Genomic DNA, 26,084 nt, shown 5'->3' on the forward strand with positions numbered 1-26,084 from the left:
CGCTAGCGTAGTCGCTGACTGTCCCATCCGGCAGAGGGCGGGGCCCTTCGGCCGCCCCGCGGAAGGTGGTGCCGACCGTGCGAACCGACCGATCATCGCGGGGCGACCGCGCGTTCGCCCGGGCGCAAGACCCTGTTCACCGGGACCGGGCGGACCGAGTTCCGGAGGGTGGTGCTGGGCGGTCCGGTTCGAGGACGCGGGCGGCGAGCGATGCCGCCCGGAGCCCGGACGATGGCGCGCCGACGCCCGGCACGAACCCATCCCGCGCCGCGACTCTGCCCGGCCGACGCCCGGCCGACCCCGCACGTCCGCCCGATCAACGCCCGGTGGACCGCGCACGATCAACCAGCACGAACCCGAGCAACCGAGCGGCCCCGGCCGAGAAGCGCCGCCGACCACCACTGAGCGGCATCCGATCAACTGCCGCCGCGTTACTCGCGCTCGCGGCCATGACAACTGCGTGCGACTCCACCCCGGACCCGTCCGAAGACCGCCCCACCCCGATCCACGCGACAACACCACCCGCGGCGATCCCCACCACCTCCGTGACTCTGCCCGCCGACGTTCCCTCCATCGGCGCCCCCGACGGCATCCCCGACGTCACCCCGATACGCCGCTGGGCGGCCGACCTCGTCTCGAACACCCTCCCCGACCTGGAGGCGAAGTGCTGGACGGTCGCGCCCGCGCACGTCGCGGAGGTGTACGAGCGGCGCGACGCGGTGCTCGCGGCCGCCGCCGGGCCGGGCGCGGTCGAGGGCGAAACGCTCGTCTGGCGCGACGGCGACATCGTGCTCGCCGTCCCCCGCGCCGCGCTCGCCACCGGCTACGCCTGCCCGCGCCGCTACGCCCCCGGCGAACGCATCGGCTTCGACGACGCCGACGCACGCCACACCGTCTACCGCTACCTCGCGCGGTTCACCGGCGAACCGGTCGATCCCGACGACAAGGAGGACGCCTACCCGCTGGTGTGCCGGGCGACCCCCGCCGACTGGGACCCGGAAGACACCGGCACCCCGATTCCCGCGCCGCTGGCGAACAATCCGGGCGTGCTCACCGGCACCAAGCACTTCTCCCCCGAGGAGATGCGCTCGGCGCCGCTGCGCGCCGGCTACCACTCGGTGAGCGTTCCGGTGACGAACGCCGCAGGCTTCACCCTGACCCGCACGTTCCTCCTGGCGGAGCGACCGGCCGGCTACTGCCTCGGCGACGTCACCCCCTAGCGGACGGCCGCGCCGACGCCGGTCGCGCGCGGCTACTACCCTGGTTGGCTGACAACACCCCGCGTCACCGGCCACAGCCCGTTCTCGATTCCCGCGCGCGATCTCGCGCGCACGGCCGGCGCGGGGCACGCGCTCGCGCACGGCCGCGGCGCACGCGCAGGGACGTCTAGGAGGAAAAAGCTCGTGCAGATCACCAGCGTCGGCCACGCCGGATTCCACATCCGCACCGCGGCGGGGACCATCCTGTGCGACCCGTGGGTCAACCCGGCCTACTTCGGTTCGTGGGTCCCGTTCCCGGACAACTCCGAGCTGGACTGGGACGAGCTGGGCGACTGCGATTTCCTCTACGTCTCGCACCTGCACCGCGACCACTTCGACGCGAAGAACCTCACCGAGCACGTGAACAAGGACGCGACCGTCCTGCTGCCCGACTACCCGGTGCCGGACCTGCGCCGCGAGCTGGAGAAGCTGGGCTTCCACAAGTTCTTCGAGACCGAGGATTCGGTCAAGCACACCGTCACCGGCCCCGGCGGCGATCTCGACATCATGATCATCGCGCTGCGCGCGCCCGCCGACGGGCCGATCGGCGATTCGGGCCTGGTGGTCTCCGACGGCGAGACCACCTGTTTCAACATGAACGACGCCCGCCCGGTCGACATGGACGTACTGCACGACGCGTTCGGCCACGTCGACATCCACCTGCTCCAGTACTCGGGCGCGATCTGGTACCCGATGGTGTACGACATCCCCTCGCGCACCAAGACCAACTTCGGCAAGCAGAAGCGCCAGCGCGGCATGGACCGGGCGCGCAGCTACATCGAGCAGGTCGGGGCCACCTGGGTGGTGCCCTCGGCGGGGCCGCCGGTGTTCCTGGATCCGGAGCTGCGCTCGCTCAACGACGACCACGGCGACGAGGGCAACATCTTCCCCGACCAGATGGTCTTCCTCGAGCAGATGGAGATCCACGGCAACAAGGGCGGGGTGCTGATGATCCCCGGCTCGGTCGTGGACGTGCGCGGGCCGGAGCTCGCGCTGACGCACCCGTTCGACCCGGCCGAGATCTACGACGACAAGGCCGCCTACATCGAGCGGATGGCGCAGAAGTTCGCGCCCGTGCTGGCCGCGGAGAAGGCCTCGTGGGCGACCGGCGAGGGTTCGCTGCTGGAGCCGCTCAAGGAGCTGTTCGAGCCGATCATGGTGCAGAGCGACCTGATCTGCGACGGCATCGGCTACCCCGTTGGCCTGGTGATCGGCGACGAGACCGTGGTGGTCGACTTCCCGAAGCGGGTGGTGCGCGCGCCGATCGAGGGTGAGGGCAAGTACCGCTACGGTTTCCGCATCGCGCCCGAGCTGGTGCGCACGGTGTTGCGCGACAACGAACCCGACTGGGTGAACACGATCTTCCTGTCCACCCGCTTCCAGGCCTGGCGCATCGGCGGCTACAACGAATTCCTGTACACGTTCTTCAAATGCCTCACCGACGAGCGCATCGCCTACGCCGACGGCTGGTTCGCCGAGGCGCACGACGATTCCGCGTCCACCGAGATCGCCGGATGGGAGGTGCAGCGCCGCTGCCCGCACCTGAAGGCGGACCTGTCGAAATTCGGTGTGGTGGAGGGCAACACGCTCACCTGCAACCTGCACGGCTGGCAGTGGGATCTGGAGTCGGGTCGCTGCAAGACCTCCAAGGGACACGAATTGCGTTCGCGCAAGCTCTGATACGGCTCTGATGGGTTGGCCCGGTCCGGTGCACTCGGGCCGGTCGGCGAATCGGTACCTCTGCGGGGCGATGTCGGAAGTGCCGAGGCCAAAGCCGTGCGGACCGGAGGTGTGTGCGCACCCGTTCGGATTCAATAGCGCGGGCGACGGCCCGAGAGCGAGATCAGAGTGCGTGCGAGCGATCGCGCGGCGCACCCGTTCAGGTTCGGTGGCGGGCGGCGAGGGTGACGGCGGCGAGGGTGAGCAGGCAGCCGAGGACCGAGAGTGCCGAGGGGGCCGGGGTGTCCGGGGTGAGGAGGTCGAGGGTGAGGGCGGTGGCGAGCTGGCCGGCGACCGAGGTGAGGCCGAGCAGCAGGACGCCGATCCAGCGGACGGTGAGCGCGGCCAGGGCGATGAACGCGACGCCGATGAGTCCGCCCAGGTAGAGCCAGGGTTCGGTGGGAAACGCCGGCAGGCCGCCGGTGTAGGCCAGGAGTGCGGATTCGATCAGCACCAGCGCGATCAGGCCGACGGTGAAGTTCACCAGGGCGGCGGAGAATGGCCCGCCCGCCGCGCCGACCCGGCCGTTCACGGCCTGCTGCCAGGCCAGGCCGATGCCGGCGAGCGCGGGCAGCGCGACGAGCAGGAAATGCGGCGTGGCGCCGAACAATTCAGGCAAGGCCAGGGCGCCCGGTTGCTCGCCCCCTCGCCCCGAGGTCAGCACGACCGCGCCGATCGCCAGCACGGCGGCGAGCGCCCGCGAGGCCGTGACGGGTGTCGCGCCGCCGGGAGCGAGGCCGAGCCGATCCACCGCGAGGCTGCTCAACAGCTGTCCCGCGACGGCCGCGACGGTGAACACCGTGACGCCGATCGCCGCGATCGTGAGCCCCTGACCCGCGACGAAGAACGCACCGCACAACCCGCCGAGCAGGTGCCACGGGCGCAGCGTCCCCTCGGCCAGCGCCGCGCGCGCCGCGCCGAACCCCGCCCGCAGCCGCGCACTCATCGCGAACGCGATCACCAGGATCAGCAGACCAGTCCCGAAACTGACCGTCGCGGCGGCGATCCCGTCCTGCAACCGTGCCCCGAGCGCCCCGTTGATCCGCCCCTGCACCGCGACCCCGGCCCCGATGCAGAACCCGAACACCAACCCCCACCTCGTCCGCACGGTCACGCCCGCACGCTACCCGCCCGCTCCCGGCTTACACCGCCACGCGACGCCGGGCCCCGATCCACGCGCCTTCCGATTACGCTGACCGTCCGCCTGATCGTCACCGCCACGTCCTCAACGACGGCCCCACGGCGAAGCGGAGACCCGATCCCGCAACGCCGCTCACCACACGACTCCACACTGGTCACCCACCGCACGACACCCCGAGCGCCGCCAACCACACGCCTCCCCCTCGTCACCCGCCTCCCGACAGCCTGAGCGTCTACTCAATCGCCGCGCCACCACATCCTCAGCGCACACCCCACGGCCGAGCCCACCCCTCACTCCACCGACTCGTGCTCCACAACCCGCGGCGGCAACCAGCGCGGCATCAGCGCGGCGATCGCGAACATCAGCGATCCCAGCAGCGCCAGGGTGACCGCCATCGAGAACCACTGCGTCGCCAGGGCGGCGAAGCCGAAGATGCCGAGCGCCAGGATCTCGGAGAGGAAGCCCGAGACCGAGGTGACGGTGGCGCGGGCCGGGCCGGCGATCGCGTCCTGGAGGCGGGCGTCGGTGACGATCTCGGCGTTCAGGACCACGCCGTAGCCGACGCCGATCGCCGTGAAGCCGAGTCCGGTGAGCGGGTAGACGAGCCCGGGATGCGCGGCGGCGGCACCCGCGACGAGCGCGCCGCCGATGAACAGCACACCACCCGCCGCCACGGCGATCGCCAGCGTGCGCGCCGACAGCGCGCTGGTGCGGCCCGCGAGCAGCGTGCCGGTGAGCGAACCGAGCACGGTGACGCCCACCAGCACCGGCACCAGGGCGGTCGCCACGCCCGCCTCCTGCGCCAGCAGGCCGAAGTACTCGTCGTAGGCGGTGATGCCGAACAGCAACGCGCCCAACAGGACTCCGTACCGGACCCGGCGCACCCGCATCGACTCGCCGATACCGGCGCGCAGCATCGCGAGGTAGCGGTGCAGCACCCCGGTGTGCTCGACCACGGTGGGCGCGGGCACGTGACCCGGGGTGGTGATCTCGTGACCGTCCTCGTCCACGTCCTCGACCGAACCGGCCTTCGGGGCGCTGGGCAGCGAGGCGGCGACCAGCGTGTGCGCGGCGGCCACGGCCACGCTCACCCAGCCGACCAGCGCGTAACCGCCCACCGCGTACAGCGGCGCCGCGGCCAGGATGGCGACGACGACGGTGACCTCTTCCGCCGCGCCCGCGTAACCCATGATGCGGGGGTACTCGGCGGTCGCGTCTTCGGCGGCGAGCCCGTCGTAGATCAGCGCCTCGAAGGTGCCGGATTCCAGCGCACCCGACACACCCCAGAGCACGAAACCGAGCGCGAATCCGAGATAGGACGGCGTGGCGGTCCACAGCACGAACGCCGCGCACACCAGCGCACCGCTCAGGATCAGCAGCAGACGCCGCGACACCGTGTCGGCCCACGCGCCGGAGGGCACCTCCAGGACGAACGCCGTCACCGACCAGATGGCCAGCAGCGAGGAGATCTGCGCCGTGCTCAGCCCGTGGTCGGCGAACAGCAGCGCGTAGAGGGCATACAGCGGGATGAGTTCCCGCGAGCCCTTGAACAGGATCGCCCGCAGCATATGACCGCGGACCGAGGTGCTACGGAAGTGTCAACATCGATGCAGGATCTGACGCATGCATTCAGCTTGGCCGCCGGGCGCGCGCGGCGTCAAGCACATTTCAGCCGAGCGGCAGCCAGCCGTTGTTCGCGGGCACCGAGTCGTCGTGCGAACCGGGACCCACCCGGCTCTGGCCCTGGTTGAGGTCGTGGATCAGCTCCGAGACCGGGTGCGAATCGCTGTAGTGGTAGCCCTGCGCCAGTGCGAAACCGAGCTCGGTGAGCACCGCGGCCTGGTATTCGGTCTCCACGCCCTCGGCGATGACCTGCAGGTCCAGCGACTTGCTCAGCGCGGCGATGACGCCGAGCAGCGGCGGCGCGGGCGAATCGGAGCGGATGGCGGCGACGAACGACTGGTCGACCTTGATGATGTCGCTCGGCAGCGTGGCCAGCCGGCTCAGCGAGGAATAGCCGGTGCCGAAATCGTCGATGGCGATGCGCACGCCCCGCTCGCGCAGGGTGTGCAGGTTCGCGATGGCGGTCTGCGATTCGGCGGCCAGCTCGCTCTCGGTCACCTCGAGCACCAGCTGATCGGCGGGCCAGCCGGTGCTGGCCAGGATGCCGGCGACCCGGTCGGCGTACCCGGTCTCGGCCAGTTCGAGCCCGCTGACGTTGACATTGAGCGTGAGGTCGAGCTGGGCGAAGGTCTCCTGGAGGCGGGCGGCGTCGGCGCAGGCGCGGCGCAGCACCAGCTCGTCCAGATCGGCGATGAGGTCGTACTCCTCGGCCACCCGGATCAGGCCCTCGGTGGTGACGTCGGGTTGCGCGCTGGACGACCAGCGCAGCAGCGCCTCCACGCCGACCGCCTTGCCGCCGCCCTCGCTGAGGCTGACGATCGGCTGGTAGTGCACATCGAGCGCGCCGCGGTCGATGGCCTCGCGCAGCTCGACGGCCAGCGGCAGCTGCCGCGAGGACTCCAGCACCGTGCGGTTGCGCCCGGCCTGCTTGGCCCGGTAGAGACCCACGTCGGCGCGGCTCACCAGCAGCGATCCCGACTCGCCCTGCTGCCAGGAGGTGACACCCGCCGAGCAGCCGGTGGTGACGGCGGCGCGCAACTGCTCGGTGAGCAGGATCGCGGCCTGTTCGGTGGTGTTGGGCAGCAGCAGCGCGAACGCGTCGCCCCCGTAGCGGGCCAGCACCTGATCGGGCGACAGCAGTTTCGACCAGGTGTCGGCGACGCGTTGCAGGACGGCGTCGCCTGCGCGGTGCCCGAGGTGGTCGTTGATCTTCTGGAAGCGGTCCAGGTCGACCAGCACCAGCGAGAGCCCCTGCCCGGTGCGGGCCGCGTGCTCGATCGCGGTGTTGAGCGCGCGGTCGAACCCGCGCCGGTTCAGCAGCCCGGTGAGCACGTCGATATCGGCCTCGGACGCCATCCGGGTGAGGATGCCGACCACGACACCCACACCGAAGGTGACACCGGCCGGGATCAGGCCCGACCACCAGGGCAGATCGCGCGCGGGCAACGCCCACAGGCACAGCACCATCGCGAAAGCGATGTGCGCGAACGCTTGTGACCACCGGAAGAACAGCGCCGCGTCGCACGCCACGAACACATAGAACGAGGCGAGGCTGATCCCGCCGACCATATTCGGGAATGAATGCACCGCCACCGTCACCAATACGGTGGCGACGGCGACATAGCCGTGATGGATGGAATGCGGAAGGCGCGGACCCCACGCGAGCAGCGTCAATCCCAGCACCAGCGCAATCGCCGCCGCCGTGCCGACCAGCGGCCGATTACCCTCGTCGCCCGGCGCGATGGCCGTGATGATCAGGCCGAGCACACCGCCCATGACGTAGAACGCCCCGGTGGTCCGAGCCATGACCATTGCCGTCGCCAGCGCCGATGCCGCCCGGACCCGGGTTCGGGTATCGCCGCGCGCCCCGATTCCTCGCACGGGAACAGCCTAGACACTACCCATCACAACGGTTGCCACATCCCCGGAATCCGCACCGGTGAGCGGCCCGTTTCAGCCCCGCGGCGCGAGCACCTCGGTGCCGACGAACGGGACCAGCGCGGCGGGCACCCGCACCGAGCCGTCGGCCTGCTGGTGGTTCTCCAGGATCGCCACGATCCAGCGGGTGGTGGCCAGCGTGCCGTTCAGCGTCGCCGCGATCTGCGGCTTGCCGTTCTCGTCGCGGTAGCGCACGGCCAGGCGGCGCGCCTGGAAGGTGGTGCAGTTCGAGGTCGAGGTGAGCTCGCGGTAGGTGCCCTGGGTCGGCACCCAGCCCTCGCAGTCGAACTTGCGGGCGGCCGAGGTGCCCAGATCGCCCGCCGCGACATCGATCACCCGGTAGGGCACGTCGATGGCGGCCAGCATCTCCTTCTCCCAGTCCAGCAGGCGGCGGTGTTCGGCGTCGGCCTGCTCGGGCGTGGTGTAGACGAACATCTCGACCTTGTCGAACTGATGCACGCGGATGATGCCGCGGGTGTCCTTGCCGTAGCTGCCCGCCTCCCGGCGGAAGCACGACGACCAGCCCGCGTAGCGCTTGGCGCCGCCGCTCAGGTCCAGGATCTCGTCGGCGTGGTAGCCCGCGAGCGGCACCTCCGAGGTGCCGACCAGGTACAGGTCGTCCTCGGCCAGGTGGTAGACCTCGGCCGAGTGCTGGCCCAGGAAGCCGGTGCCCGCCATGACCTCGGGGCGCACCAGCACCGGCGGGATCATCATGGTGAACCCGTTGGCCGTGGCCTTCTGCGCGGCCAGCTGCAACAGGCCCAGCTGCAGCAGCGCGCCGTAGCCGGTGAGGAAGTAGAAGCGCGCGCCCGACACCTTCGCGCCGCGCTCCATGTCGATCAGGCCCAGCGATTCGCCGAGTTCCAGGTGGTCCTTGGGCGTGAAGTCGAATTCGCGTGGCGTGCCGACGGTTTCGAGCACGATGAAATCGTCCTCGCCGCCCGCGGGCGCGCCCTCCTGCACGACATTGGGAATGGCGCGGTGCGCGGCGTCCAGATCGGCGTCGGCGGCGTGCTGGGCTGCCTCGGCCTCCTTCACCTTCACCGACATCTCCTGCGCCTGCGCGAGCAGCGCCGGGCGCTCCTCCTTGGACGCCTTGCCGACCAGCTTGCCCATCGCCTTGTGCTCGGCGCGCAGGTTGTCGGCCGTGGCCACCGCGGCGCGGCGGGCGGCGTCGGCCTCCAGCAGGGCGTCGACGAGCGCGGGGTCTTCGCCACGCGCGCGCTGCGAGGCGCGCACCGTCTCGGGGTCCTCCCGCAGGAGTCGCAGGTCGATCATGGGGAATCAGCGTAGTCGGCGGCCCGGGGCGACTTCATCCCGATATCCGCCGCGCACCGACACGCCCGCCCGGTGGCGGGTTCGCGCCGATCTGCCCAGTTCCGGGCCGCGAACCCGGCCGCGACGCGCATAGTTGGCTGGTGGGTACGACTTTCGACGCGACGACCATCGACGACGCACTGGCCGATCTGTCCGCGGGCGAGCGGACCTGGGCCGCCACCCCGCTGCGCGAGCGGGCCGAACTGCTCGACCAGATCCACAAGCGCACGGGTCGCTTCGCCGCCGACTGGGTGCGGGCGGCGCGCGCCGTCAAGGATCTGCCGGAGGACTCGCCACTGGTCGGCGAGGAGTGGATGTCGGGGCCGATGACCCTGCTGCAAGCCACGGCGGCGCTGGCCGACACGCTGCGCAAGCTGGACGCGGGACGCAGCCCGCTCGACGGCGTGACGCTGGGCAGCGCGCCGGGCGGACGCGTGTCGGTGCCGATCCTGCCGCTGGACCTGTACGACCGGCTGCTGCTGAGCGGATTCAGCGGCGAGGTGTGGTTGCGGCCCGGCGTGGACGAGGCGACCGCGCGCCGCGACGCCGGACTCGCGCAACGTGATCCGGCGCAGACCGGCGGCATCGGCGCCGTACTCGGCGCGGGCAACATCACCTCGATCCCGCCGCTGGACACGCTCTACGAACTGTTCGCCCACAACCGCGTGGTGGCGCTCAAGCTGAACCCGATCACCGATCCGCTGTTCACCGTGTTCGAGATGGTGTTCGCGCCGCTCATCGAACTCGGTGTCGTGCGGATCCTGCTCGGCGGCGCGGAGGAGGGCGGCTATCTGGTGCGCCATCCGCTCGTCGCGCACGCGCACATGACCGGCAGCGCGCAGACCCACGACGCCATCGTGTGGGGCACCGGCGCCGAGGGCACCGCCAACAAGAAGGCGGGCACCCCGCTGCTGGACAAGCCGATCACCAGCGAGCTGGGCGGGGTGTCGCCCACCCTCGTGGTGCCCGGCGAGTGGTCCGACGCCGATCTGGCCTTCCAGGCCGCCCACATCGCCACCCAGCGGCTGCACAACGGCGGCTACAACTGCGTCGCCGCCCAGGCCGTGGTGATCGCCGCCGACTGGCCCCAGCGCGACCGCTTCCTCGACGAACTGCGCACCGCGCTGGAACTCGCGCCGCAGCGCACGCCGTACTACCCGGGCAGCGACAAGCGGGTCGCCGACGCACTCGCCGCCTATCCGGCGGCCGAACGGCTGGGCCAGGGCCGGGTGCTGGTGGAGGGCGTCCCGCCCGCCGAGAGCCCGCTGCTGAACACCGAGTACTTCTCGCCCGTGCTCGGCGTGGTGGAACTGCCGGGCCGGGGCGGCGAATTCCTGCACCGCGCGGTCGATTTCGCCAACGCCGAACTCACCGGCACGCTGGGCGCCAACGTGCTGGCCCAGCCCGCCGTGATCCGCAGGCTGGGCACCGCGTTCGACCGGGCCCTGGAGCGGCTGCGCTACGGCGCGATCGCGGTGAACGCCTGGACCGGCCTGGCGTTCCTGGCCCCGCGCGCCAGCTGGGGCGCCTATCCCGGACACACCCTCGACGACGTGCAGAGCGGAATCGGCGTGGTGCACAACGCTTTCCTGCTCGACCACGTGGAACGCACCGTGGTGCGCGGGCCGTTCCGTCCCGCGCCGCGCTCGCTGCTGGCCGGTGAACCCGCGCTCTCCCCCAAACCGCCGTGGTTCGTGGACAACGCCACCGCCGCCGAGACCGGGCGCAAGCTCACCGAGTTCTACGCCGGGCGCGATCCGCTGCGGCTGCCCGGCCTGTTCCTCTCCGCGTTCCGCGGGTGAGCGGGCGGATCCGGCCTGGTCGTGGCACCGCGGCGCGGACGCTGCCATGATGGAGCGCGATGTCCCCCGATGATGTGACCAAGCCCTCCGGTGCGCCGGGGAAACCCCGCCGCGGTGCCGGGCGCCGGGGCAAGGCCGCGCGCCGCCGCCCGGCGCTGCCGGATCTGCACCTGTCGGCGTCGAAGCTGCGCTGGGGTCTGCTCGCCGTCGCCGCGGGCGCCGTGGTGACCGCGCTGGTCACGCTGTTCGTCACCGGATTCGAGAACGAGAGCGGCCTCGAGGCGCACAGCCCGGCCCAGCCCGCGCACACCGTGCTCGACAAGGAGTTCGGCACCGCCGCCGCGGGCGACTGCCTGAGCTGGACCAAACCCGACCGCAGCGATCTGGTGAAGGTGGCCTGCGAGACCAGGCACATGTTCGAGGTCGCCGCCGAGATCGATATGAGCAGGTACCCGGGCGTCGAGTTCGGCCCCGGCTCCCGCTTCCCCGACTCGCTGCGGCTCACCGAGCTCAAGGAGGAGCACTGCACGCCCGCCGTGCAGCGGTACATGGGCGGCAAGTTCGACCCGCGCGGCCGCTACGTGGTCGGCCTGATGTACCCGAGCCCCGAGGGCTGGAAGAACGGCGACCGCACCCTGCGCTGCGGCCTGCAGTTCTCGGCCAGCACCGGCACCCCGCTGCCCATCGAGGGCAGCGCCACCGAGCAGGACCAGTCGAAGGTGTTCGCGGCGGGCACCTGCCTGGGCATCAACCAGAACCTGCCCACCGATCCGGTGGACTGCGGGCAGGAGCACGCGGTCGAGATCGTCTCCACCGTCGACCTGGCCGCCCGCTTCCCCGGCGGGCCGCCCGCCAAGGAGGAGCAGGACCGCTACGTCGAGGAGCAGTGCGCGAAGGCCGCCACCGACTACCTCGGCTCGCCGACCGCCATCCGGGACAAGACGCTCACGCTGTTCTTCGACTACCTGGACGCGCGCAGCTGGCTGGCGGGCAGCCGGAAGCTGGACTGCATGATCGGCAAGGGCACCGACCGCGAGGGTTTCGCGCCGATCATCGGAACGGCCAAGGGCGACATCCTCATCGACGGCCAGGCGCCCGTGCCGCCGCCGAACTCCGGCCGCTCCACCCCGACCCCGCTGCCGGGCGCCGCGCCGCTGCCCCCGCAACCGCAGCCGAGGTAGGTCCGCGACAACCCATGGCGGTCTCCATGTCCGAGGACCGGTTCGAGGAACTGGTCTCCGATGCGCTCGACCTCATCCCACCCGAGCTGACCGGCGCCATCGACAACGTCGTGGTGCTGATCGAACCGCGCGATCCCGAGGATCCGCACCTGCTCGGCCTGTACCGCGGCATCGCATTGACCGAACGCGACAGCCACTACGGCGGGTCGCTGCCCGACACCATCACCATCTACCGCGAGGCCATCCTGGAGATCTGCGGCACCGAGGAAGAGGTGGTCGAAGAGGTCGCGATCACCGTGATCCATGAGATTGCACACTATTTCGGCATTGACGAAGACCGGCTCCATGAGCTGGGATGGGGCTAGTCTTAGCAGGGTTGCGGGTGCGAGCCGCGTCATCACGACCGACACGGTGCGCAGGGGAGCATCAGCAGCTGGCAAGATCGCTGTAAGAAGTAGGGGATTCGATGGAACCGAACGCGGAGCCGTCGCGTCCTAACACTCGTAGGGGGAATTCTCGTGGTTCCGCCCCATAGCCGCCACTAGAAGGAGTCGAGTCATGGTTGGCCACGTATCCATCACACCCGAGCTCGTCCTCGCCGCCGCCGCCGAACTGGACCTGCTGGCCGACCGGCTGGCCGCCGCGGCCGCCGTGACCGGCCCCGCGACGCACGTGCTGCCCTCCGGCGCCGACGAGGTCTCGCTGCTCGCCGCCCAGCACTTCAACCGGGCCGCGGGCACCCACGACCACGCGGTCGCGCAGGGCATCCTCGAGCTGCACCACGCCGCCAACGTGCTGCGTTTCCAGCTCGCCACGAATGTCGCCGAGGACATCGCCAAGTCGGCCGTGATGAACGCCGTCACGAACACCATCGTCTGACGCGCGAGCCACCGAGAACGCAGGGGAGAAACAAGCATGACCGCAGGAATCACCGGGGTGTTCTGGCTGCCCCGCATGGCCGAGTTCAATTCCGTCGCGCTGAACACGGGCGCGCACGCCATTCCGATCTCGGCCGCCGCCACCGCGTGGGGCGCGCTCACCGGGGCCTGGGTGGACGCCACCTTCACCGTCACCCGCGTGATCGCCGAGCTCGGCATCGGCATGCAGGGTGTCAACGGCATCGCGGCGCTGTCGAAGCTGATCCCGTTCACCAGCTGGGCGGAGCAGCAGGGCGTGATGGCCGCGACGATGGGCACCAAGGCCGCCGCCAACGCGACCGCCTACACCGTCGCGTCGCTGGCCATGCCCAGCCTGCCCGAGATCGTGGCCACCAACGCCGCCGTCGTCGCGGCCGCGAACCCGGCGGGCGCGGTGTCGGGCGCGTTCCCCGCCGCCGAGGCCGCCAAGCACGCCATGGACATCCGCGCCGCGCTGGTCATGGAGACCTACGAGGCCGCCACCACCGCGACCGTCACCACGCCCGGCGAGTTCGCCGCGCCGCCGTCGATCGCCCAGGGCGCGGGCGCCGCCGACCCGTCGGCCGTGGAGAACACCCCCCAGGGCGGCGACCTGGTGCAGACCGCGATCTCCACCGTCGCGTCGCTGGCCAATAACCCGGGTGTCGCGGGTGCGGTCACCCAGGCCGCCAACGTGGCGGGCAGCATCGCCACCGGCGGTGTGAGCACGGTCGGCAACCTCGGTGGCAGCGTGATCGCGGCCGCCACCAGCGCCGCGGCGCCCGCCGCCCCGGCCGCGCCGATGACCATGATGGGTGCGGGCGTGCCCGCAGGCGGCGGTGGCTCGAGCACCCGCGCGGCCAACTTCACGCCGACCTCGGTGAACTTCAACAACACCTCGCTGAAGCTGCCCGACGGCTGGGGCACCGGCCTGCCGCTCGGCGCGGCCGCGGCCACTCCGGTCGCCGACGTGGTCAAGGTCGACGGCGCGCCCGTCCGGCCGGCCGCCACGGGTCCGGCCAGCCCGCTGCTGGGCAGCGCGCGCAGCGGCGAGGACGACGAGTCCGAGCACAAGGCCGCCGACTACCTGCACGGCGACCACTTCTCCGACGGCCGCTACACGGCCGACGGCGTGATCGGCGCCGAACCCGCCGGGACGGCTAAGTGACCGTCCTCGGCGCGGGTCGCGACCCGTCGATGCTCGGCGGCGTCGTGCTCTCGCTCGACGAGATGCAGTACCTCCTGGAGAAACTGCAGTTCGACGAGCTGCCCATCGTGCTGCAAGCGATGGGCCGGTACGACAACGAGACCGACCACAACGCATCGATGGACGTGGCCGCCCGATCGCTCGCCGACCGGGACCTCCTGGTCGACGGCGTGGTGCACCGGGACGTCGAAGACAGGCTGCGCACGCTCTATCGCCCGCACTGGGAGTTGGCGTTGCGGCTGGTCGTCGACGGACAGGTGAGCAGGCTGTGTCTGGCGAAGGGTGATGATCTGGTGGTCGTCGCCCTTCGCGGCGCGGAGTCCTACGTCATCGACGAGGTGGACGAGGATCTGCCGGGCCCGATCGTCGCGGCCCTCGGCCCGGCCGAGGCGCTCGAGTTGGAGAGCATGAACGCCCAGACCGAGCTGCTCGCACCGATTTTCGGCGATGCGGGCGACGCCGCGGCCACGGCCAACCGGCTCGCGCAGGTGTGCACCCCGAACCGGGATGCGCAGAAGCTGGCCTCGGCACTGGTCGACATCCAGTCGCACGCGCAGATCTCGGCGATCGTGCACGGTGACGGCACCCGCGATATCGCGGAGAACCACATCGCGCTGTTCAACACCCGGGGCGGCCGGATCATCCTCACCTCCAGCGTCGCCGACGACGGGATCAAGTGGTCCTCGATCAGTTCCGGCACCCAGGCGCGGCTGCGCACCGCCATCCAGGATCTGATCAACTCGCTCCCCGAGCGGGAAGAGTTCCCGACGATCATCACCGAGCCGTCCTGACGGCGCGGCTCAGCCCATCGGGTCGGTACCGATGGGCGAGGTCTCGAAGCCGAACGGCGGCACGAACCGGCCCCAGCGGGCCAGTTCCCAGCCGCCGTCCCGGCGCGGGATCAGCTCGATGGTCTCGGTGTTGTCGAGCAGGTTGTCGGTGGTGAACGGTGGCGCCACGCCGGTGAGTGTGCGCGCCACCAAACGCATTGCGGCGCCGTGATTCACGAGCAGCACGTCGCCCCCGCCCGCGTCGGGCGTCAGGAACGACGTGCGCAGCGTGTCGATGACGGGCAGGAAGCGTTCGAGCACTTCGTCACCCGACTCCCCGCCCGGCACCCGCACGCCGAGTTCGCCGGCGTGCCAGGAGCGATAGATACGCTGGAAGGTGCGGTGCGACTCCACGTCGTTGAGCCCCTCGAGCGCGCCGGCCTGCACCTCGTGCACCCCGTCCAGCACATCGGCGGAGACGCCGGTGGCCTCCTCGATGTAGCTCGCGGTCTGGCGGGCCCGCAACGCCTGCGAGGTGAGCAGGATGCGCGGCGGCACGACCAACCGGGACCCGAACGTCTTCGCCTGCGCCGCACCGCGTTCGGTGAGCGGCAGCCCGGGGACCTTGGTGTCGAGGATCCTGGCGACGTTGCCCTCGGTCTCGCCGTGCCGCACCAGGATCAGCTTGCCCGGCGTGGTGGTCACAGGTCCGCCACCCCCTTGCGCAACTGGGTGAGCCACTGCGCCGCCTCCTCGTCGGACGGCGGCGGCGTGCCGGTGGCCGACGTGGCGGGCCAGGAGCCGAGGAAACGGATGCGCGCCGTGCGGTGCAGTGCCTTGAGCGCCTCGGCCACGGCGGCGTCATCGATGTGGCCCACGCAGTCCAGGTAGAACCGGTAGGTGCCCAGACCCGTTCGGGTGGGCCGGGATTCGATCCGGGTGAGGTCGATGCCGCGGGTGGCGAACTCGGCGAACGCGCGCATCAGCGAACCGGGCTCGTTCGGCAGTTCCAGCACGATGGAGGTGTGGTCGGAGCCGGTGGCGGCGGGCGCCACGCGCGGCCGGGTGACGAGCACGAACCGGGTGACGGCCTGATCGTGGTCGGCCACGCCGGCGGCCAGCGCGGTGAGGCCGAGGCGCTCGCCCGCCAGCGCGGTGGAGACGGCGGCGTCGGCGTGCCCGGCGGCCACGTCCTCGGCGGCGGCGGCGTTCGACGCGGACGTATAGGGGCGGGCCTCGGGCAGGTTGCGCGCCACCCACATCCGGACCTGCGCCGCGGCCACCGGGTAGGCCGCCAGCGACCGCACGTCGGCCAGGGTGGTGCCGGGCCGCGCCACGATGGTGAAGGTGACCTCCAGCTCGGTTTCCGCGACGATCTGCAATCGCGGGCCGAGCGCGAGCGAATCCAGGGTGGCCGAAATGGAGCCCTCCACGGAACTCTCGATCGGCACCACGGCACCCTCGACCTCGCCGGACCTGATCAGATCCAGCGCGGCCCCCTGACTGGGCGCGGGCACCCGCTCGACGGGCCCGTCGAAGGTCCCCGAGTTCTCCAGGTCGGCGAGGGCCATCTCGGTGAAGGTCCCGGACGGCCCGAAATACGCGATGCGCGGCACTCCTACGACATTACAAGCGCCACCGAGCGGCGAACCCACATCGCCGCGACCCACGCGGCTGTTCACCCGCCCGACGCCCCCTGATCCCCGAATCCGCCCTCGGAACCCAGGCTGTGGTGACGCCGATGATCCTCCCGGGCGGGCATAGCCCCGCCACAGTCGCGCTGGTCCTGACCGATCAGACGAGCCATGGACCCGTGCGGCCACCGGACGGCCGCGGTCACGCACACCACCGCCGAACGGACGGGCCGCACAACCACGCGACCATGGCAGGGGCGCAGCCGCGCGGCCCGCTGTCGAGTCGACCAGCCGCACACGCGCCCAGCCATGAACTCGGGCACAGTCGCGTGCTCGCGGCCGAACCGACCGGCCGTGGCCAGCCAGAGCCAGAGCTGAGCCGGGTCGTCGCCGCCGAGCGGGCGAGGCATGCGTGCGGCCACAGCCCGGCCGCAGCTGCGGGAGCCGCCGCCGATCAGATCAGCCGTGCACGCACGCGGCCACGGCTCGCGCGCAGCCGGGCACGCCACCGAGAGGACGAGTCGTGCACCGCAGCAGTTGCGGGGTCGCAGCCGAACAGATGAGCCGTGCGCGCACACGGCCTTGGCGCGGCGAAGGCTGCGGTTCAGGGGCGCGGCAGAGGCTGCGGTTCAGGGTTCGAGGACGGCCAGGTGGGCGCGGACGGTGTCGGGGGCGTCGGTTTCGATCGCGCGCAGGATGCCGCGGACGGCTTCGACGGCCGGGGGTTTTAGGCCGGTGAGGAAGGGGAGGTCGGGGGTGGTGAGGGCGGTGCGGATGTCGTCGCCGCAGAGGGCGGCGGCCGTGGCGGCCAGAACGGCGAGGGCGCGGTCGCCGTGGGAAGTGCGGGCGATGTAGCCGGTGTCGGTGTGCGCGATGCCCGCGAGGAAGTCGGCGATCTCGGCGTCGGGGGCGTCGGCGTCCAGGACCGGGATGCCCGCCGGACTCTCCCCCGGAGCCCGGATCAGGCCGTCCAGCAGACTGCGCCGAGCCGGAGTGCTCAGGGAGATCAGCACGGGTTCGCCCGGGGTCGGAGCTGCCATGCGACCACCGTAGCGTCCCGGGATGTGGAACCGGCGCGGGCGTAACGCTTGCAGATCAGGGCAACCTCACTTAGCTTAGGGTTACCTAATCAACGTCACCGCCGCCACCCGGAGGTCCGCATGCCGAAATCGACCGTCGCGCCCACCACCGCCGAGCGGGTCCGCAGCGCGTGCGCGCAGTCGGACCAGGCGGTCCTGGCGCTGCCCGGTATCGATCCGACGCCCACCTCCCTGCACCACGTCCGCGGCTGCGGCGACGTGGTGGTGGCCGTGCCCACCGGCTCGCTGGCCGCGGTGATGACGCACAACTTCGGCCCCGGCGGCGCGGCCGCCGTGCTCGAGCTCACCGACCACGCCCCGCTGCCGCTGCGCGAGCCGGTGCGGGCGCTGGTGTGGTTGCGCGGCACCGTGCGCGCGGTGCCCGCCCAGGCCCAGCGCGTGCTCGCGGGCGAGGTGGCCAAGGACAACCCCGACCCAGCGCTGCTCGACGTCGGCCACACCTCCACGCTGCTGCGGCTGGTGATCAACACCGCCGTGGTGGCCGACTCCACCGGCGCGGAATCGGTGTGCGTCGAAGAGCTGCGCACGGCCCGCCCGGATCCGTTCTGCGAGCTGGAATCGGCCTGGCTGCAGCACATGGACACCGACCACGCCGACGTCATCGCCCAGCTCGCGCGCCACCTGCCGCCGCGGCTGCAAACCGGTTCGGTGCACCCGCTGGCCATCGACCGCTACGGCGTCACTCTTCGCGTCGAAGGCCACGACGGCGACCACGACTTCCGCCTGCCCTTCTCCGCCCCGGCCGACGACGTCGAATCCCTGAGCCGCGCCGTGCGCACCCTGGCGGGCTGCCCCTTCCTGAACGGGCTGCGCCGCATCTGAGGTCGGCCGGGCGGTGTCCCCCCGGTAGCGTCGCGAGTCCACCCGTGCGACGCGCACCGGCCGGGTGGTTGGTACCGCACCGGCGATCGGGCTCGGGAGATCTTGCCACGACCTGCACGTCGATCCGCGCTCGGCCGTCGAACCGAGTGCGACGACCCGACTCACGACCGTGCGGGTGGTCGGGCGCCCCGCGCCACCACGAGCTCGTGTCCAACCGGAGCCGATCCGGCTGCACACCGGACGCCGCCGCGCTTCGACGGGCCGCCGCCCAACCTCCTCCCTCGCGCGCTGATTAGATTCGACGGCATGCGCGGTGAGGTGAAGGCCGGTACCGACGGGCCCTCGGAGCGGGAACGGCGGGAGATCCGGATCGAGATCGCCATCGTCCTGGCGGTGACGTTCGGGCTCAGCGGGCTGCGGGCCGCGCTCTCCCTGATCAGCGCGGCGCTCTCGCCAGAGGGCGTCGGGGGGCGCACCGTCGCGCTCAACGCCTCGCGGTCGGAGCACTCGCTGCTGGACTTCCTGTTCCAGCTGGTGGGTGTGCTTCAGCTGATGGCGTGGGGTGCGCTGGGGCTGTACCTGTTGTGGCGCAGCGGATTCGGGCCGCGCGCCATCGGACTCGGACGGTTGCGGGTGCGCGGGGATGTGCTGCCCGGCGTGGTGCTGGCGGCGATCATCGGGCTGCCCGGCCTGGCGCTGTACCTGATCGCGCACGCCGCGGGCGTCAGCGTGACGATCGTGCCGAGTGCGCTCGACGAGCACTGGTGGCGGCTGCCCGCGCTGATCCTGTCGGCCTGCGCGAACTCGGTGGCCGAGGAGGTGGTCGTGGTGGCGTACCTGATCACGCGGCTGCGCAGGCTCGGGTGGTCGGAGAATTCCTCGCTGCTGGCCTCGGCGCTGCTGCGCGGCAGCTACCACCTGTACCAGGGGATCGGCGGCGGGCTGGGCAATATCGTCATGGGCCTGGTCTTCGGCCGCTACTGGCAGCGCACCAACCGCCTGTGGCCGCTGATCCTCGCGCACGCCCTCATCGACGCCGTCGCCTACCTCGGCTACACCGCGCTGCAGGGGCGCGTCTCCTGGCTGCCGTGACGTCGACGGGGCTTGCCGCGCGGCGGTAACGGAAACACCCGACGCGGTGATTCCCAGGAAAGCGATCCAGCACCGCCCGATCAGTAAAGTCAGTGAGATGAACGGCGACGACCCCCGCGACCCGCGGCCGCGCCGGGTCCCGCCGCCGCAAGGGGGGCCCGGCGTGCCGCGCCGCCCCGCGCCGGACGCTCGCAGTGGCCCGCCTCCGAACGAGCGCCCCCGGCACGAAGATTTCCCGGACGCGCCGCTCGACGGGCGCGAACAGAGCCCCCGGAGGGGCGACCCGCAGGTGCGCCGTCCCGCCGATCCGGCCATTTCCGCGCACGACCGCGATCCAGGCCGATCACAGCAGGATCGTCGGCCCGAGTACAACGGCCGTCCTGTCGATCCGGCGCACCTCCAGCGTGACCGTTCTCGGCATCGCGAGGGTCGTCCCGCCGGTCCGGCGTATCTTCCGCGCGACCGTCGCCCCGCCGACCCCATACATCGGCCCGCAGATCGCCAGCCCGGCCATCCACACCCCGCCGGACCGGCACAACCGCCGCAGAGCAAGCGCCTCGGTCCACCGCCGCGCGACCCGCGCCGGACGCCTCCGGCCGCCGACCCCGGCTTCCCCGGCGCGAACGACCCGACGGTCTCCGCCCATCCGCGCCACATCGAGCCGACCGCCGTCCTCCGGCGCGACGGCAGCGAACCGCAGCCCCTCGCCTATTCGCAGATGGCGAAGGAGACCTCCCGAGCCGAGCCCGAATACCAGCCCACGCAGCGGCCCGAACCGTTCCGCGACGCCCCGCCCCCGCCGCCACCCACGCGACAGCCCAGACGCGCCGCTCCCCCGCCCGCCGCTCCACCCGCGAAGGTCAAGCGGCGGCGCAAGCGGCATCCGTTCCGCTGGTTCCTGGCGATCCTGCTGCTCCTGGTGATCGGCATCGTCGCGGCGGTCTTCCACCTCGACGGCAAACTCACCAGGATCGACGCGCTGGCGAACTACGCCGACCGGGTGGGCGACACGCCGGGCACCAACTGGCTGCTCGTCGGCTCCGACGGCCGCGGCGACCTGTCCCCCGATCAGGAACGCGAGCTGGCCACCGGCGGCGACACCGGCCCGGAGCGCACCGACACGATCATGCTGGTGCACATCCCGAAATCGGGCGCCACCACGATGGTCAGCCTGCCGCGCGACTCGTACGTGAGCATCCCCGGATACGGCCGCGACAAGCTCAACGCCGCCTTCGCCTTCGGCGGCCCGCAACTGCTGGTGCAGACGGTGGAGATCGCCACCGGCCTGCGGATCGACCACTACGCCCAAATCGGCTTCGCCGGGTTCGCCGACCTCGTGGACGCGCTCGGCGGCATCGACGTGTGCGTGCCGAACCCGATCGACGACCCGCTGGCCGGCATCAACCTGCCCGCGGGCTGCCAGGAGCTGAACGGCGCCGAGGCGCTGGGTTTCGTGCGCAGCCGCGCCACCGCGCTCGCCGATATCGACCGCATGAACAATCAGCGCCTGTTCATGGCGGCCTTGCTGGAGAAGGCGACCAGCGGCGCGACGCTGGCCAACCCGTTCCGGCTGTGGCCGCTGGCGACCGGCATGACCGACTCGCTGAAGGTCGACGAGGGCGACCACCTGTGGGACATCGCGCGACTCGGCTGGGCCATGCGCGGCGACACGGTCGCGACGACGGTGCCGATCGCCGGATTCGAGGACGTGTCGGGCAGCGGAAATGTGGTGTTGTGGGACAGGACCCGCGCCGGTGAGTTCTTCGCGGCACTCGCCGAGGATCGACCGGTGCCGGAGGCGCTGCTCACCAGGTAGCGTCGAAGTATGCCCGACACCGAAGTCGCCCAGCCCTTTCCGGCGCTGCTGCGCGAACAGATCCGGCACGCCTTCACGCTGGCGCAGCAGTATCTCGCCACCGCCGTCTACTTCGACAGTCTGCGACTACCGCAGCTGGCCGGCCACGGCTACGGCCGTGCCGAGGAGCATCGCGCGCACGCGCTGCGCATGGTGCAATACCTGCTCGACCGGGATCTCCCGGTGCGGGTCGGCGGCCTCGACGCGGTGCGCGACGATTTCGAATCACCGCGCGCCGCGGCCGCTTTCCTGTTGGAGGCCGAGCGCGGCTACACCGCGCGGGTGACCGCGCTGGCCAAGGCCGCGCGCGACGGCGGGGACTACCTCGGCGAACGATTCGTGCAGTGGTTCCTCAAGGCACAGGTGGACAACGTCTCCGGGATGACGACGTTGCTCACCGTGCTGGATCGCGGTGACGACAATCTGTTCGATGTGGAACAGTTCGTGGCGCGCGAGTTACGGAACGGCTCGAAGCCGGATGTCACGGCGCCGAAAATTGCCGGGACAGCAAACATTTGAATTAGGCAATACTAGCCTCAATAAGGGTGTACTTGGATGACACGCGCTCTGACCAGCGATAATGTGGCGGCATGTCCAGCCAATCCGAGTCCCCCCGTAGCAAATTCCACAGCCTGCTCCACGATCAGATCCGGCACGAATTCAATGCCGAGCACCAGTACATCGCGATCGCGGTCTGGTTCGACAACGCGGATCTGCCCCAGCTGGCCAAGCGCTTCTACGCCCAGGCCGTCGAGGAACGCAACCACGCCCTGATGATCGTCCAGTATTTCCTGGACCGGGATCTCAGCGTCGAGCTGACCGGCGTCGACGGTGCGAAGTCGCACTTCGACAATGTGCGCGAGCCGATCGCGCTGGCGCTGTCGCAGGAGAAGACCGTCACCGATCAGATCATCCGGCTCGCCAGCACCGCCCGCGAAGAGGGCGATTATCTCGGCGAGCAGTTCATGCAATGGTTCCTGAAGGAGCAGGTGGAGGAGGTCGCGAATATGACCACCCTGCTCAATATCGCCGACCGCGCCGGCTCGAACCTGTTCGATCTGGAGAATTTCATCGCGCGGGAAATGAACTCCCCGTCCGATGCCTCGGGCGCCCCCGCGACCGCGGGCGGTTCGCTCTGACGCGAAATGCGTGCTGACACGGTAATACTCGGCGTGGAAACGGGCCCGGTTCGTCGCGACGAACCGGGCCCGTTCACCGACCGAGCTCGTGTGTCACTCGGCGCTCAGGCTGCTGAGCAGACCGACGAGCAGCTCCAGAATGGCTTCCATGGTGTTCCCTACTTTCCTCATCTCTCGGCGAGAGGTTCCTCGCCGTCACCGCGAGCGGTGATGTGACGAACGTAACCGAGGGCGAGTCAGAAAGAAGGGTTTTTCAGAAAATTTCTCCGGGAAATTGCGGCGCTCAGCGCAGGGTGACCTGACGCGACCGCAGCCCGTCCCTGGACCGCCGCTCGTCCGAGGTCAGGGGCTCCTCGGAGGCCAGTGCCTCGGCCAGCCGGGCCCCGAACGCCGTCGCGGGCTCCACCCATTCGCTCGGGTGCCGCTCGCGATCCAGGTCGAACACCGGTACCAGCAGGCCGTGCGTGCGGAACGATCCCGCGAAGCGCGAACCCTCGCCCAGGTGCAGCCCGCCCGCGGCGTGCAGCCGGGCCAGCGCCAGCATGAGCGCGTCCTCGTCCTCGGGGCGCAGCCAGCGCACATGCGCCTTCTCGCCCGCGTCCACCCACCAGGCCGCGCCGATCGCGTCCGCGCCCAGATCCAGCCGCGCCGAGGGCATGATCGCCTGCTTGGCCTGCTCGATGGTCGCCGCGACCTGCGGGTCGGGGGTGACGCCCTCGGGCACCCACCAGTCGAAGTCCTGGTGCACGATCAGTTCCAGATCGGCGCCCGGGTCGATGACGTCGGCCAGGCGCGGACCGCCCGCGACGGCCTCCACCGAGTTCAGCGAATCGCCCGGCTCGGCCGACTGCGTCCACAGAATGGCGGCGGCCAGATCGGAGGCCGGGTCAGCGCCCTGGAACTGCACCTGGGTGGCCACGTAGCCGACCGGATCGTCGCCGGCGCGCACCAGCGCGGCCACCGCGCCGGGTAGCACGGTGCCCAGCACGACCGACCGCTCGGCGCCCACGCCGGGCGTCAGCTTCAGGGTCGCGGTCGCCGACGGGACGAACTCCCGCAGTGCCACCAGATCGCATTCGGCGGCCAGCCCCGCGAAGGGACGGGTGACGACGCTCGCCGCCTGCTCCAGCGCCGCCTTGCGCTCGGCGAGACGCTGCGCCCGGTTCCCTCCGGGCTTCGGACTGTTGCGCTTGCTCTTACCCACGAGCGCACAACCTACAGGGTTGGCGGCGTCACACCCCAGCGCGGCACGGCGGGGCCGCGGGAAAGGACCGGTCAGGCGGCCGCGAGCAGAGCTTTCGTGCGGCCGGGATGGTTGGTCGCCACCCAGCTCACGCCCAGTTCGGCGCACAGGCGCACGTCGTCGGGGTCGTCGACGGTCCAGCAGTAGGTGGCGCGACCGGCGGCGGCCGCCTTGTCCACCAGGTCGGGGTGGTCGCGCAACGTCTTCACCGACGGGCCCACGGCCGTCGCGCCCACGGTGGTCGCGGCGCCGCCGCCCAGGTAGCGCGACGACTCGCCGAGCAGCACGGTCGGCAACAGCGGCGCGGCGCGGCGGATGCGCCAGACGGCCGTGGCGGCGAACGACATCACCACGGCGCGCGAGTGATCGGCCGAGGCGGGCGTCGCGATGCCGAAGCGCTGGAGTTCGGCGAGCAGCTTGCTCTCCACCAGCGCGCCGTAGCGCACCGGGTGCTTGGTCTCGATGAACAGCTTCGTCGGCCTGCTGCGCCAGTCCAGCACCAGCTCGATGAGCTCGTGCAGGGTGAGCACGTCGGCCGGTTCACCGTCGGCGCCGAAGTCGAGTTCGCGCAGTTCGTCGAGCGTCATCTCGCTGACCAGGCCGGTGCCCGAGGAGGTGCGGTCGACGGTGCGATCGTGCACGCACACCAGGTGCCCGTCCCTGGTCAGCCGGACGTCGCACTCGACGCCGTCGGCGCCTTCCTGCAGCGCGAGTTCGTAGGCGGCGAGCGTGTGCTCGGGACGTGCCGCCGAGGCGCCCCGGTGCGCGACGACGAACGGTGCGCGACTGCCCTGGCTCACTTGGCCACAACCTCCTCGTGCCTGCGGTCGCCGTCCGCGGCGGCGTCGGTATCCAGATCCTCGGCGATCTCGGCCTCGGCCGCATCCCGGGTGGGCGTGTCCGGCGCGCCGCCGGGGTGCACCGGCTCGATGACGGGCACCGCCGGATCGACGGCCATCACCCAGCGCCGCGACCGGCGCGAGCGGCCGAACAGGTCGCGGCCCTCGAAGAGCCGGACCGTCCACAGCGTCAGTATCACCAGGCCCGCGGCGTAGCCGTCGGTGAACGCGGCGAACAGCACGCCGTCGGCCTGGACCTGCAGCGAGTCGGCCGTGCGCCACAGCAGCGCCGCCCCGGCCAGCAGGCCGCCGACGATCCAGGCGCACCACCAGATCCGCCCGGCCCGGCCCGCGCGCGGATCGTCGCGCCGCTGGGCCAGTTCGGCCAGGTAGATGCCCGGCCACACCAGGTTCACGACCGGGATCAGGGAGCCGAGCGCCAGCGTGGTGGGGCTGCGCGGATCGCTGTGCCCGGCGGCCTCGAACGCGGCGCGACGCGTCTCGATGAGCCACAACAGCAGCGCCACGGCGCTGCCCAGCGCGAAGACCAGCGCGCCGATCGAGCTGATCAGCACGAAACCGTCGGAGAGCAGCAGGGTGAGCGGGTCGATCAAACGGGTGCGGTTGACCAGCAGGATCGCGTAGCGCAGCAGTTCGGCGACGGCGGCGAGCACGAACAGGCCCGCGGTGACGAGCAGCAGCGGGGCGAGCGCCCAGCGCGCGGTGCGCGAGGGCGCGTGCTCCACCTCGACGGCGGGTTCGGGCGGCAAATCGCGCAGGCCCCAGCTCGGTATGAGCGCGTAGCGCGGCGTGGGCGTGCGCGGGGTCCCGGCCGGGGCCGGTTTGCGCGTGCGATGGTCGGGGCGGCGGGCGACCCAGCGGTAGTTGCGGCGTTCGGCGGGGGCGTCGATGGGGGCGGGCGAGAGCAGCACGCCGCGGCAGCGCGGGCACCAGTGCATGGGGCTGCCCTGGACGGTCCAGCGCGCGCCGCACCGCGCACAGGGTTGCACCACCGTACTCATGGCCTGGCCTCGCAATCGGTCAGTAGATCTTCGCCGGGTGGTCGCCGTCGGCGACCAGGGGCCTGCCCGCCTGCTGCCAGGCCACCATGCCGCCACTCACGTTCACGGCCTCGAAGCCGACGTGGTTCAGATACCGCACCACCTCGATGGAACGGCCGCCCTGCCGGCAGATGACGTAGAGCTCGGCGTCGTAGTCGAGTTCCTCGGCGCGGGCGGGCACGTCGGCCATCGGGATGTGGACAGCTCCCGGCGCGTGCCCGAGTTCCCATTCGTCGGGCTCGCGCACGTCGAGCAGGATCGCCCTGGCCGGGTCGGGCCGCGCGGTGTCGTCGAATTCGCCGGGGACGGCCGACACCGGCACCGACGGAATCTCGGAACTCGTCACACGTCGATCCTGCCATGGTCACCGCGTCGCGGGGAGTAGCGGTGGCACCGTTACGGATGCCGGTCGTTCGCCAGGGGGAATTACATACCTACGGTTTGTT

Annotated in this window: 25 protein-coding genes; 13 read left to right on the top strand and 12 right to left on the bottom strand. The window is 71.2% G+C overall.

Annotated features, from left to right (window positions below; all coding sequences use genetic code 11):
• The first annotated feature begins 449 nt into the window (after positions 1-449).
• Together OHB21_RS07255 and OHB21_RS07260 are read left to right on the top strand one after the other, a co-directional pair.
• Positions 450-1,220 (top strand): hypothetical protein, encoded by a 771-nt coding sequence (locus OHB21_RS07255; protein ID WP_195124925.1) that lies wholly within the window; start codon positions 450-452, stop codon positions 1,218-1,220.
• A 183-nt stretch (positions 1,221-1,403) separates the two neighbouring features.
• The gene (locus OHB21_RS07260) at positions 1,404-2,939 is read left to right on the top strand and encodes a Rieske 2Fe-2S domain-containing protein (protein WP_067509831.1); all 1,536 of its coding nucleotides are present in this window, start codon (positions 1,404-1,406) and stop codon (positions 2,937-2,939) included.
• 199 nt (positions 2,940-3,138) lie between these two features.
• Here the strand turns inward: OHB21_RS07260 and OHB21_RS07265 are convergent, their stop codons facing one another.
• The 4 genes from OHB21_RS07265 to serS all read right to left on the bottom strand — a co-directional run bounded on the left by OHB21_RS07265 (position 3,139) and on the right by serS (position 8,958).
• On the bottom strand, positions 3,139-4,092 hold the full coding sequence (locus OHB21_RS07265; RefSeq protein WP_232331767.1) for a DMT family transporter: 954 nt from the start codon (positions 4,090-4,092) through the stop codon (positions 3,139-3,141).
• Positions 4,093-4,409: 317 nt separating this feature from the next.
• On the bottom strand, positions 4,410-5,687 hold the full coding sequence (locus OHB21_RS07270) for an MFS transporter (protein ID WP_067509833.1): 1,278 nt from the start codon (positions 5,685-5,687) through the stop codon (positions 4,410-4,412).
• Between the two features lie 100 nt (positions 5,688-5,787).
• Entirely contained in the window at positions 5,788-7,548 is a 1,761-nt protein-coding gene (locus tag OHB21_RS07275) for a putative bifunctional diguanylate cyclase/phosphodiesterase (RefSeq protein ID WP_228789733.1), read from the bottom strand.
• A gap of 147 nt (positions 7,549-7,695) precedes the next feature.
• Positions 7,696-8,958 carry a serine--tRNA ligase gene (gene serS / locus OHB21_RS07280; RefSeq protein ID WP_067509838.1) on the bottom strand — a complete coding sequence of 421 codons (1,263 nt, stop codon included), beginning with the start codon at positions 8,956-8,958 and terminating at the stop codon, positions 7,696-7,698.
• A gap of 140 nt (positions 8,959-9,098) precedes the next feature.
• Here serS and OHB21_RS07285 point away from each other — a divergent pair, with 140 nt between their 5' ends.
• The 6 genes from OHB21_RS07285 to OHB21_RS07310 all read left to right on the top strand — a co-directional run bounded on the left by OHB21_RS07285 (position 9,099) and on the right by OHB21_RS07310 (position 14,874).
• On the top strand, positions 9,099-10,799 hold the full coding sequence (locus OHB21_RS07285; protein ID WP_067509840.1) for an aldehyde dehydrogenase family protein: 1,701 nt from the start codon (positions 9,099-9,101) through the stop codon (positions 10,797-10,799).
• A 59-nt stretch (positions 10,800-10,858) separates the two neighbouring features.
• Positions 10,859-11,980, top strand: coding sequence for a septum formation family protein (locus OHB21_RS07290; RefSeq protein WP_195124926.1), 1,122 nt, complete (start codon positions 10,859-10,861; stop codon positions 11,978-11,980).
• A 14-nt stretch (positions 11,981-11,994) separates the two neighbouring features.
• A complete protein-coding gene (locus tag OHB21_RS07295) occupies positions 11,995-12,345 on the top strand; it encodes a metallopeptidase family protein (RefSeq protein ID WP_067509844.1) in 351 nt (116 codons plus the stop codon).
• A gap of 193 nt (positions 12,346-12,538) precedes the next feature.
• The gene (locus OHB21_RS07300) at positions 12,539-12,859 is read left to right on the top strand and encodes a PE family protein (RefSeq protein ID WP_067509845.1); all 321 of its coding nucleotides are present in this window, start codon (positions 12,539-12,541) and stop codon (positions 12,857-12,859) included.
• A gap of 36 nt (positions 12,860-12,895) precedes the next feature.
• Positions 12,896-14,044: a PPE domain-containing protein gene (locus OHB21_RS07305; RefSeq protein ID WP_067509847.1), complete on the top strand. Its 1,149-nt coding sequence runs from the start codon at positions 12,896-12,898 to the stop codon at positions 14,042-14,044.
• A complete protein-coding gene (locus OHB21_RS07310; RefSeq protein WP_232331768.1) occupies positions 14,041-14,874 on the top strand; it encodes an ESX secretion-associated protein EspG in 834 nt (277 codons plus the stop codon). The genes OHB21_RS07305 and OHB21_RS07310 overlap by 4 nt, the downstream gene beginning before the upstream one ends.
• Positions 14,875-14,883: 9 nt before the next feature.
• Here the strand turns inward: OHB21_RS07310 and OHB21_RS07315 are convergent, their stop codons facing one another.
• The 3 genes from OHB21_RS07315 to OHB21_RS07325 all read right to left on the bottom strand — a co-directional run bounded on the left by OHB21_RS07315 (position 14,884) and on the right by OHB21_RS07325 (position 17,527).
• Positions 14,884-15,558, bottom strand: coding sequence for a histidine phosphatase family protein (locus OHB21_RS07315; protein WP_067509849.1), 675 nt, complete (start codon positions 15,556-15,558; stop codon positions 14,884-14,886).
• The gene (gene pheA / locus OHB21_RS07320; RefSeq protein WP_195124927.1) at positions 15,555-16,469 is read right to left on the bottom strand and encodes a prephenate dehydratase; all 915 of its coding nucleotides are present in this window, start codon (positions 16,467-16,469) and stop codon (positions 15,555-15,557) included. The genes OHB21_RS07315 and pheA overlap by 4 nt, the downstream gene beginning before the upstream one ends.
• A gap of 647 nt (positions 16,470-17,116) precedes the next feature.
• Positions 17,117-17,527: a hypothetical protein gene (locus OHB21_RS07325; RefSeq protein WP_067509854.1), complete on the bottom strand. Its 411-nt coding sequence runs from the start codon at positions 17,525-17,527 to the stop codon at positions 17,117-17,119.
• Positions 17,528-17,647: 120 nt separating this feature from the next.
• Here OHB21_RS07325 and OHB21_RS07330 point away from each other — a divergent pair, with 120 nt between their 5' ends.
• Both OHB21_RS07330 and OHB21_RS07335 read left to right on the top strand, forming a co-directional pair.
• Positions 17,648-18,409, top strand: a complete 762-nt coding sequence (locus OHB21_RS07330) for a DUF2470 domain-containing protein (RefSeq protein ID WP_067509855.1) — start codon at positions 17,648-17,650, stop codon at positions 18,407-18,409.
• A 306-nt stretch (positions 18,410-18,715) separates the two neighbouring features.
• Positions 18,716-19,501 (top strand): CPBP family intramembrane glutamic endopeptidase, encoded by a 786-nt coding sequence (locus OHB21_RS07335; protein WP_195124928.1) that lies wholly within the window; start codon positions 18,716-18,718, stop codon positions 19,499-19,501.
• 343 nt (positions 19,502-19,844) lie between these two features.
• Here the strand turns inward: OHB21_RS07335 and OHB21_RS07340 are convergent, their stop codons facing one another.
• Positions 19,845-20,015 carry a hypothetical protein gene (locus OHB21_RS07340; protein WP_157115839.1) on the bottom strand — a complete coding sequence of 57 codons (171 nt, stop codon included), beginning with the start codon at positions 20,013-20,015 and terminating at the stop codon, positions 19,845-19,847.
• A gap of 204 nt (positions 20,016-20,219) precedes the next feature.
• Here OHB21_RS07340 and OHB21_RS07345 point away from each other — a divergent pair, with 204 nt between their 5' ends.
• The 3 genes from OHB21_RS07345 (at position 20,220) to OHB21_RS07355 (ending at position 22,495) form a co-directional block, all read left to right on the top strand.
• Positions 20,220-21,317: an LCP family protein gene (locus OHB21_RS07345; RefSeq protein ID WP_228789736.1), complete on the top strand. Its 1,098-nt coding sequence runs from the start codon at positions 20,220-20,222 to the stop codon at positions 21,315-21,317.
• A gap of 9 nt (positions 21,318-21,326) precedes the next feature.
• Positions 21,327-21,875, top strand: coding sequence for a ferritin (locus OHB21_RS07350; RefSeq protein ID WP_195124930.1), 549 nt, complete (start codon positions 21,327-21,329; stop codon positions 21,873-21,875).
• A gap of 71 nt (positions 21,876-21,946) precedes the next feature.
• Positions 21,947-22,495 (top strand): ferritin, encoded by a 549-nt coding sequence (locus OHB21_RS07355; protein ID WP_067509910.1) that lies wholly within the window; start codon positions 21,947-21,949, stop codon positions 22,493-22,495.
• Positions 22,496-22,778: 283 nt separating this feature from the next.
• Here OHB21_RS07355 and OHB21_RS07360 read toward each other — a convergent pair whose 3' ends face one another.
• The 4 genes from OHB21_RS07360 to OHB21_RS07375 form a co-directional block, all read right to left on the bottom strand.
• Positions 22,779-23,699, bottom strand: coding sequence for a DUF5926 family protein (locus OHB21_RS07360; protein ID WP_195124931.1), 921 nt, complete (start codon positions 23,697-23,699; stop codon positions 22,779-22,781).
• A 71-nt stretch (positions 23,700-23,770) separates the two neighbouring features.
• Positions 23,771-24,538: a glycerophosphodiester phosphodiesterase gene (locus tag OHB21_RS07365; RefSeq protein WP_067509915.1), complete on the bottom strand. Its 768-nt coding sequence runs from the start codon at positions 24,536-24,538 to the stop codon at positions 23,771-23,773.
• Positions 24,535-25,599 (bottom strand): DUF4328 domain-containing protein, encoded by a 1,065-nt coding sequence (locus OHB21_RS07370; RefSeq protein ID WP_084537747.1) that lies wholly within the window; start codon positions 25,597-25,599, stop codon positions 24,535-24,537. Before OHB21_RS07370 ends, OHB21_RS07365 begins: the two co-directional genes overlap by 4 nt.
• A gap of 19 nt (positions 25,600-25,618) precedes the next feature.
• Entirely contained in the window at positions 25,619-25,984 is a 366-nt protein-coding gene (locus OHB21_RS07375; protein WP_195124932.1) for a rhodanese-like domain-containing protein, read from the bottom strand.
• Positions 25,985-26,084: the final 100 nt, after the last annotated feature.

Source organism: Nocardia puris, from assembly GCF_036051655.1.
Taxonomy (GTDB): domain Bacteria; phylum Actinomycetota; class Actinomycetes; order Mycobacteriales; family Mycobacteriaceae; genus Nocardia; species Nocardia puris.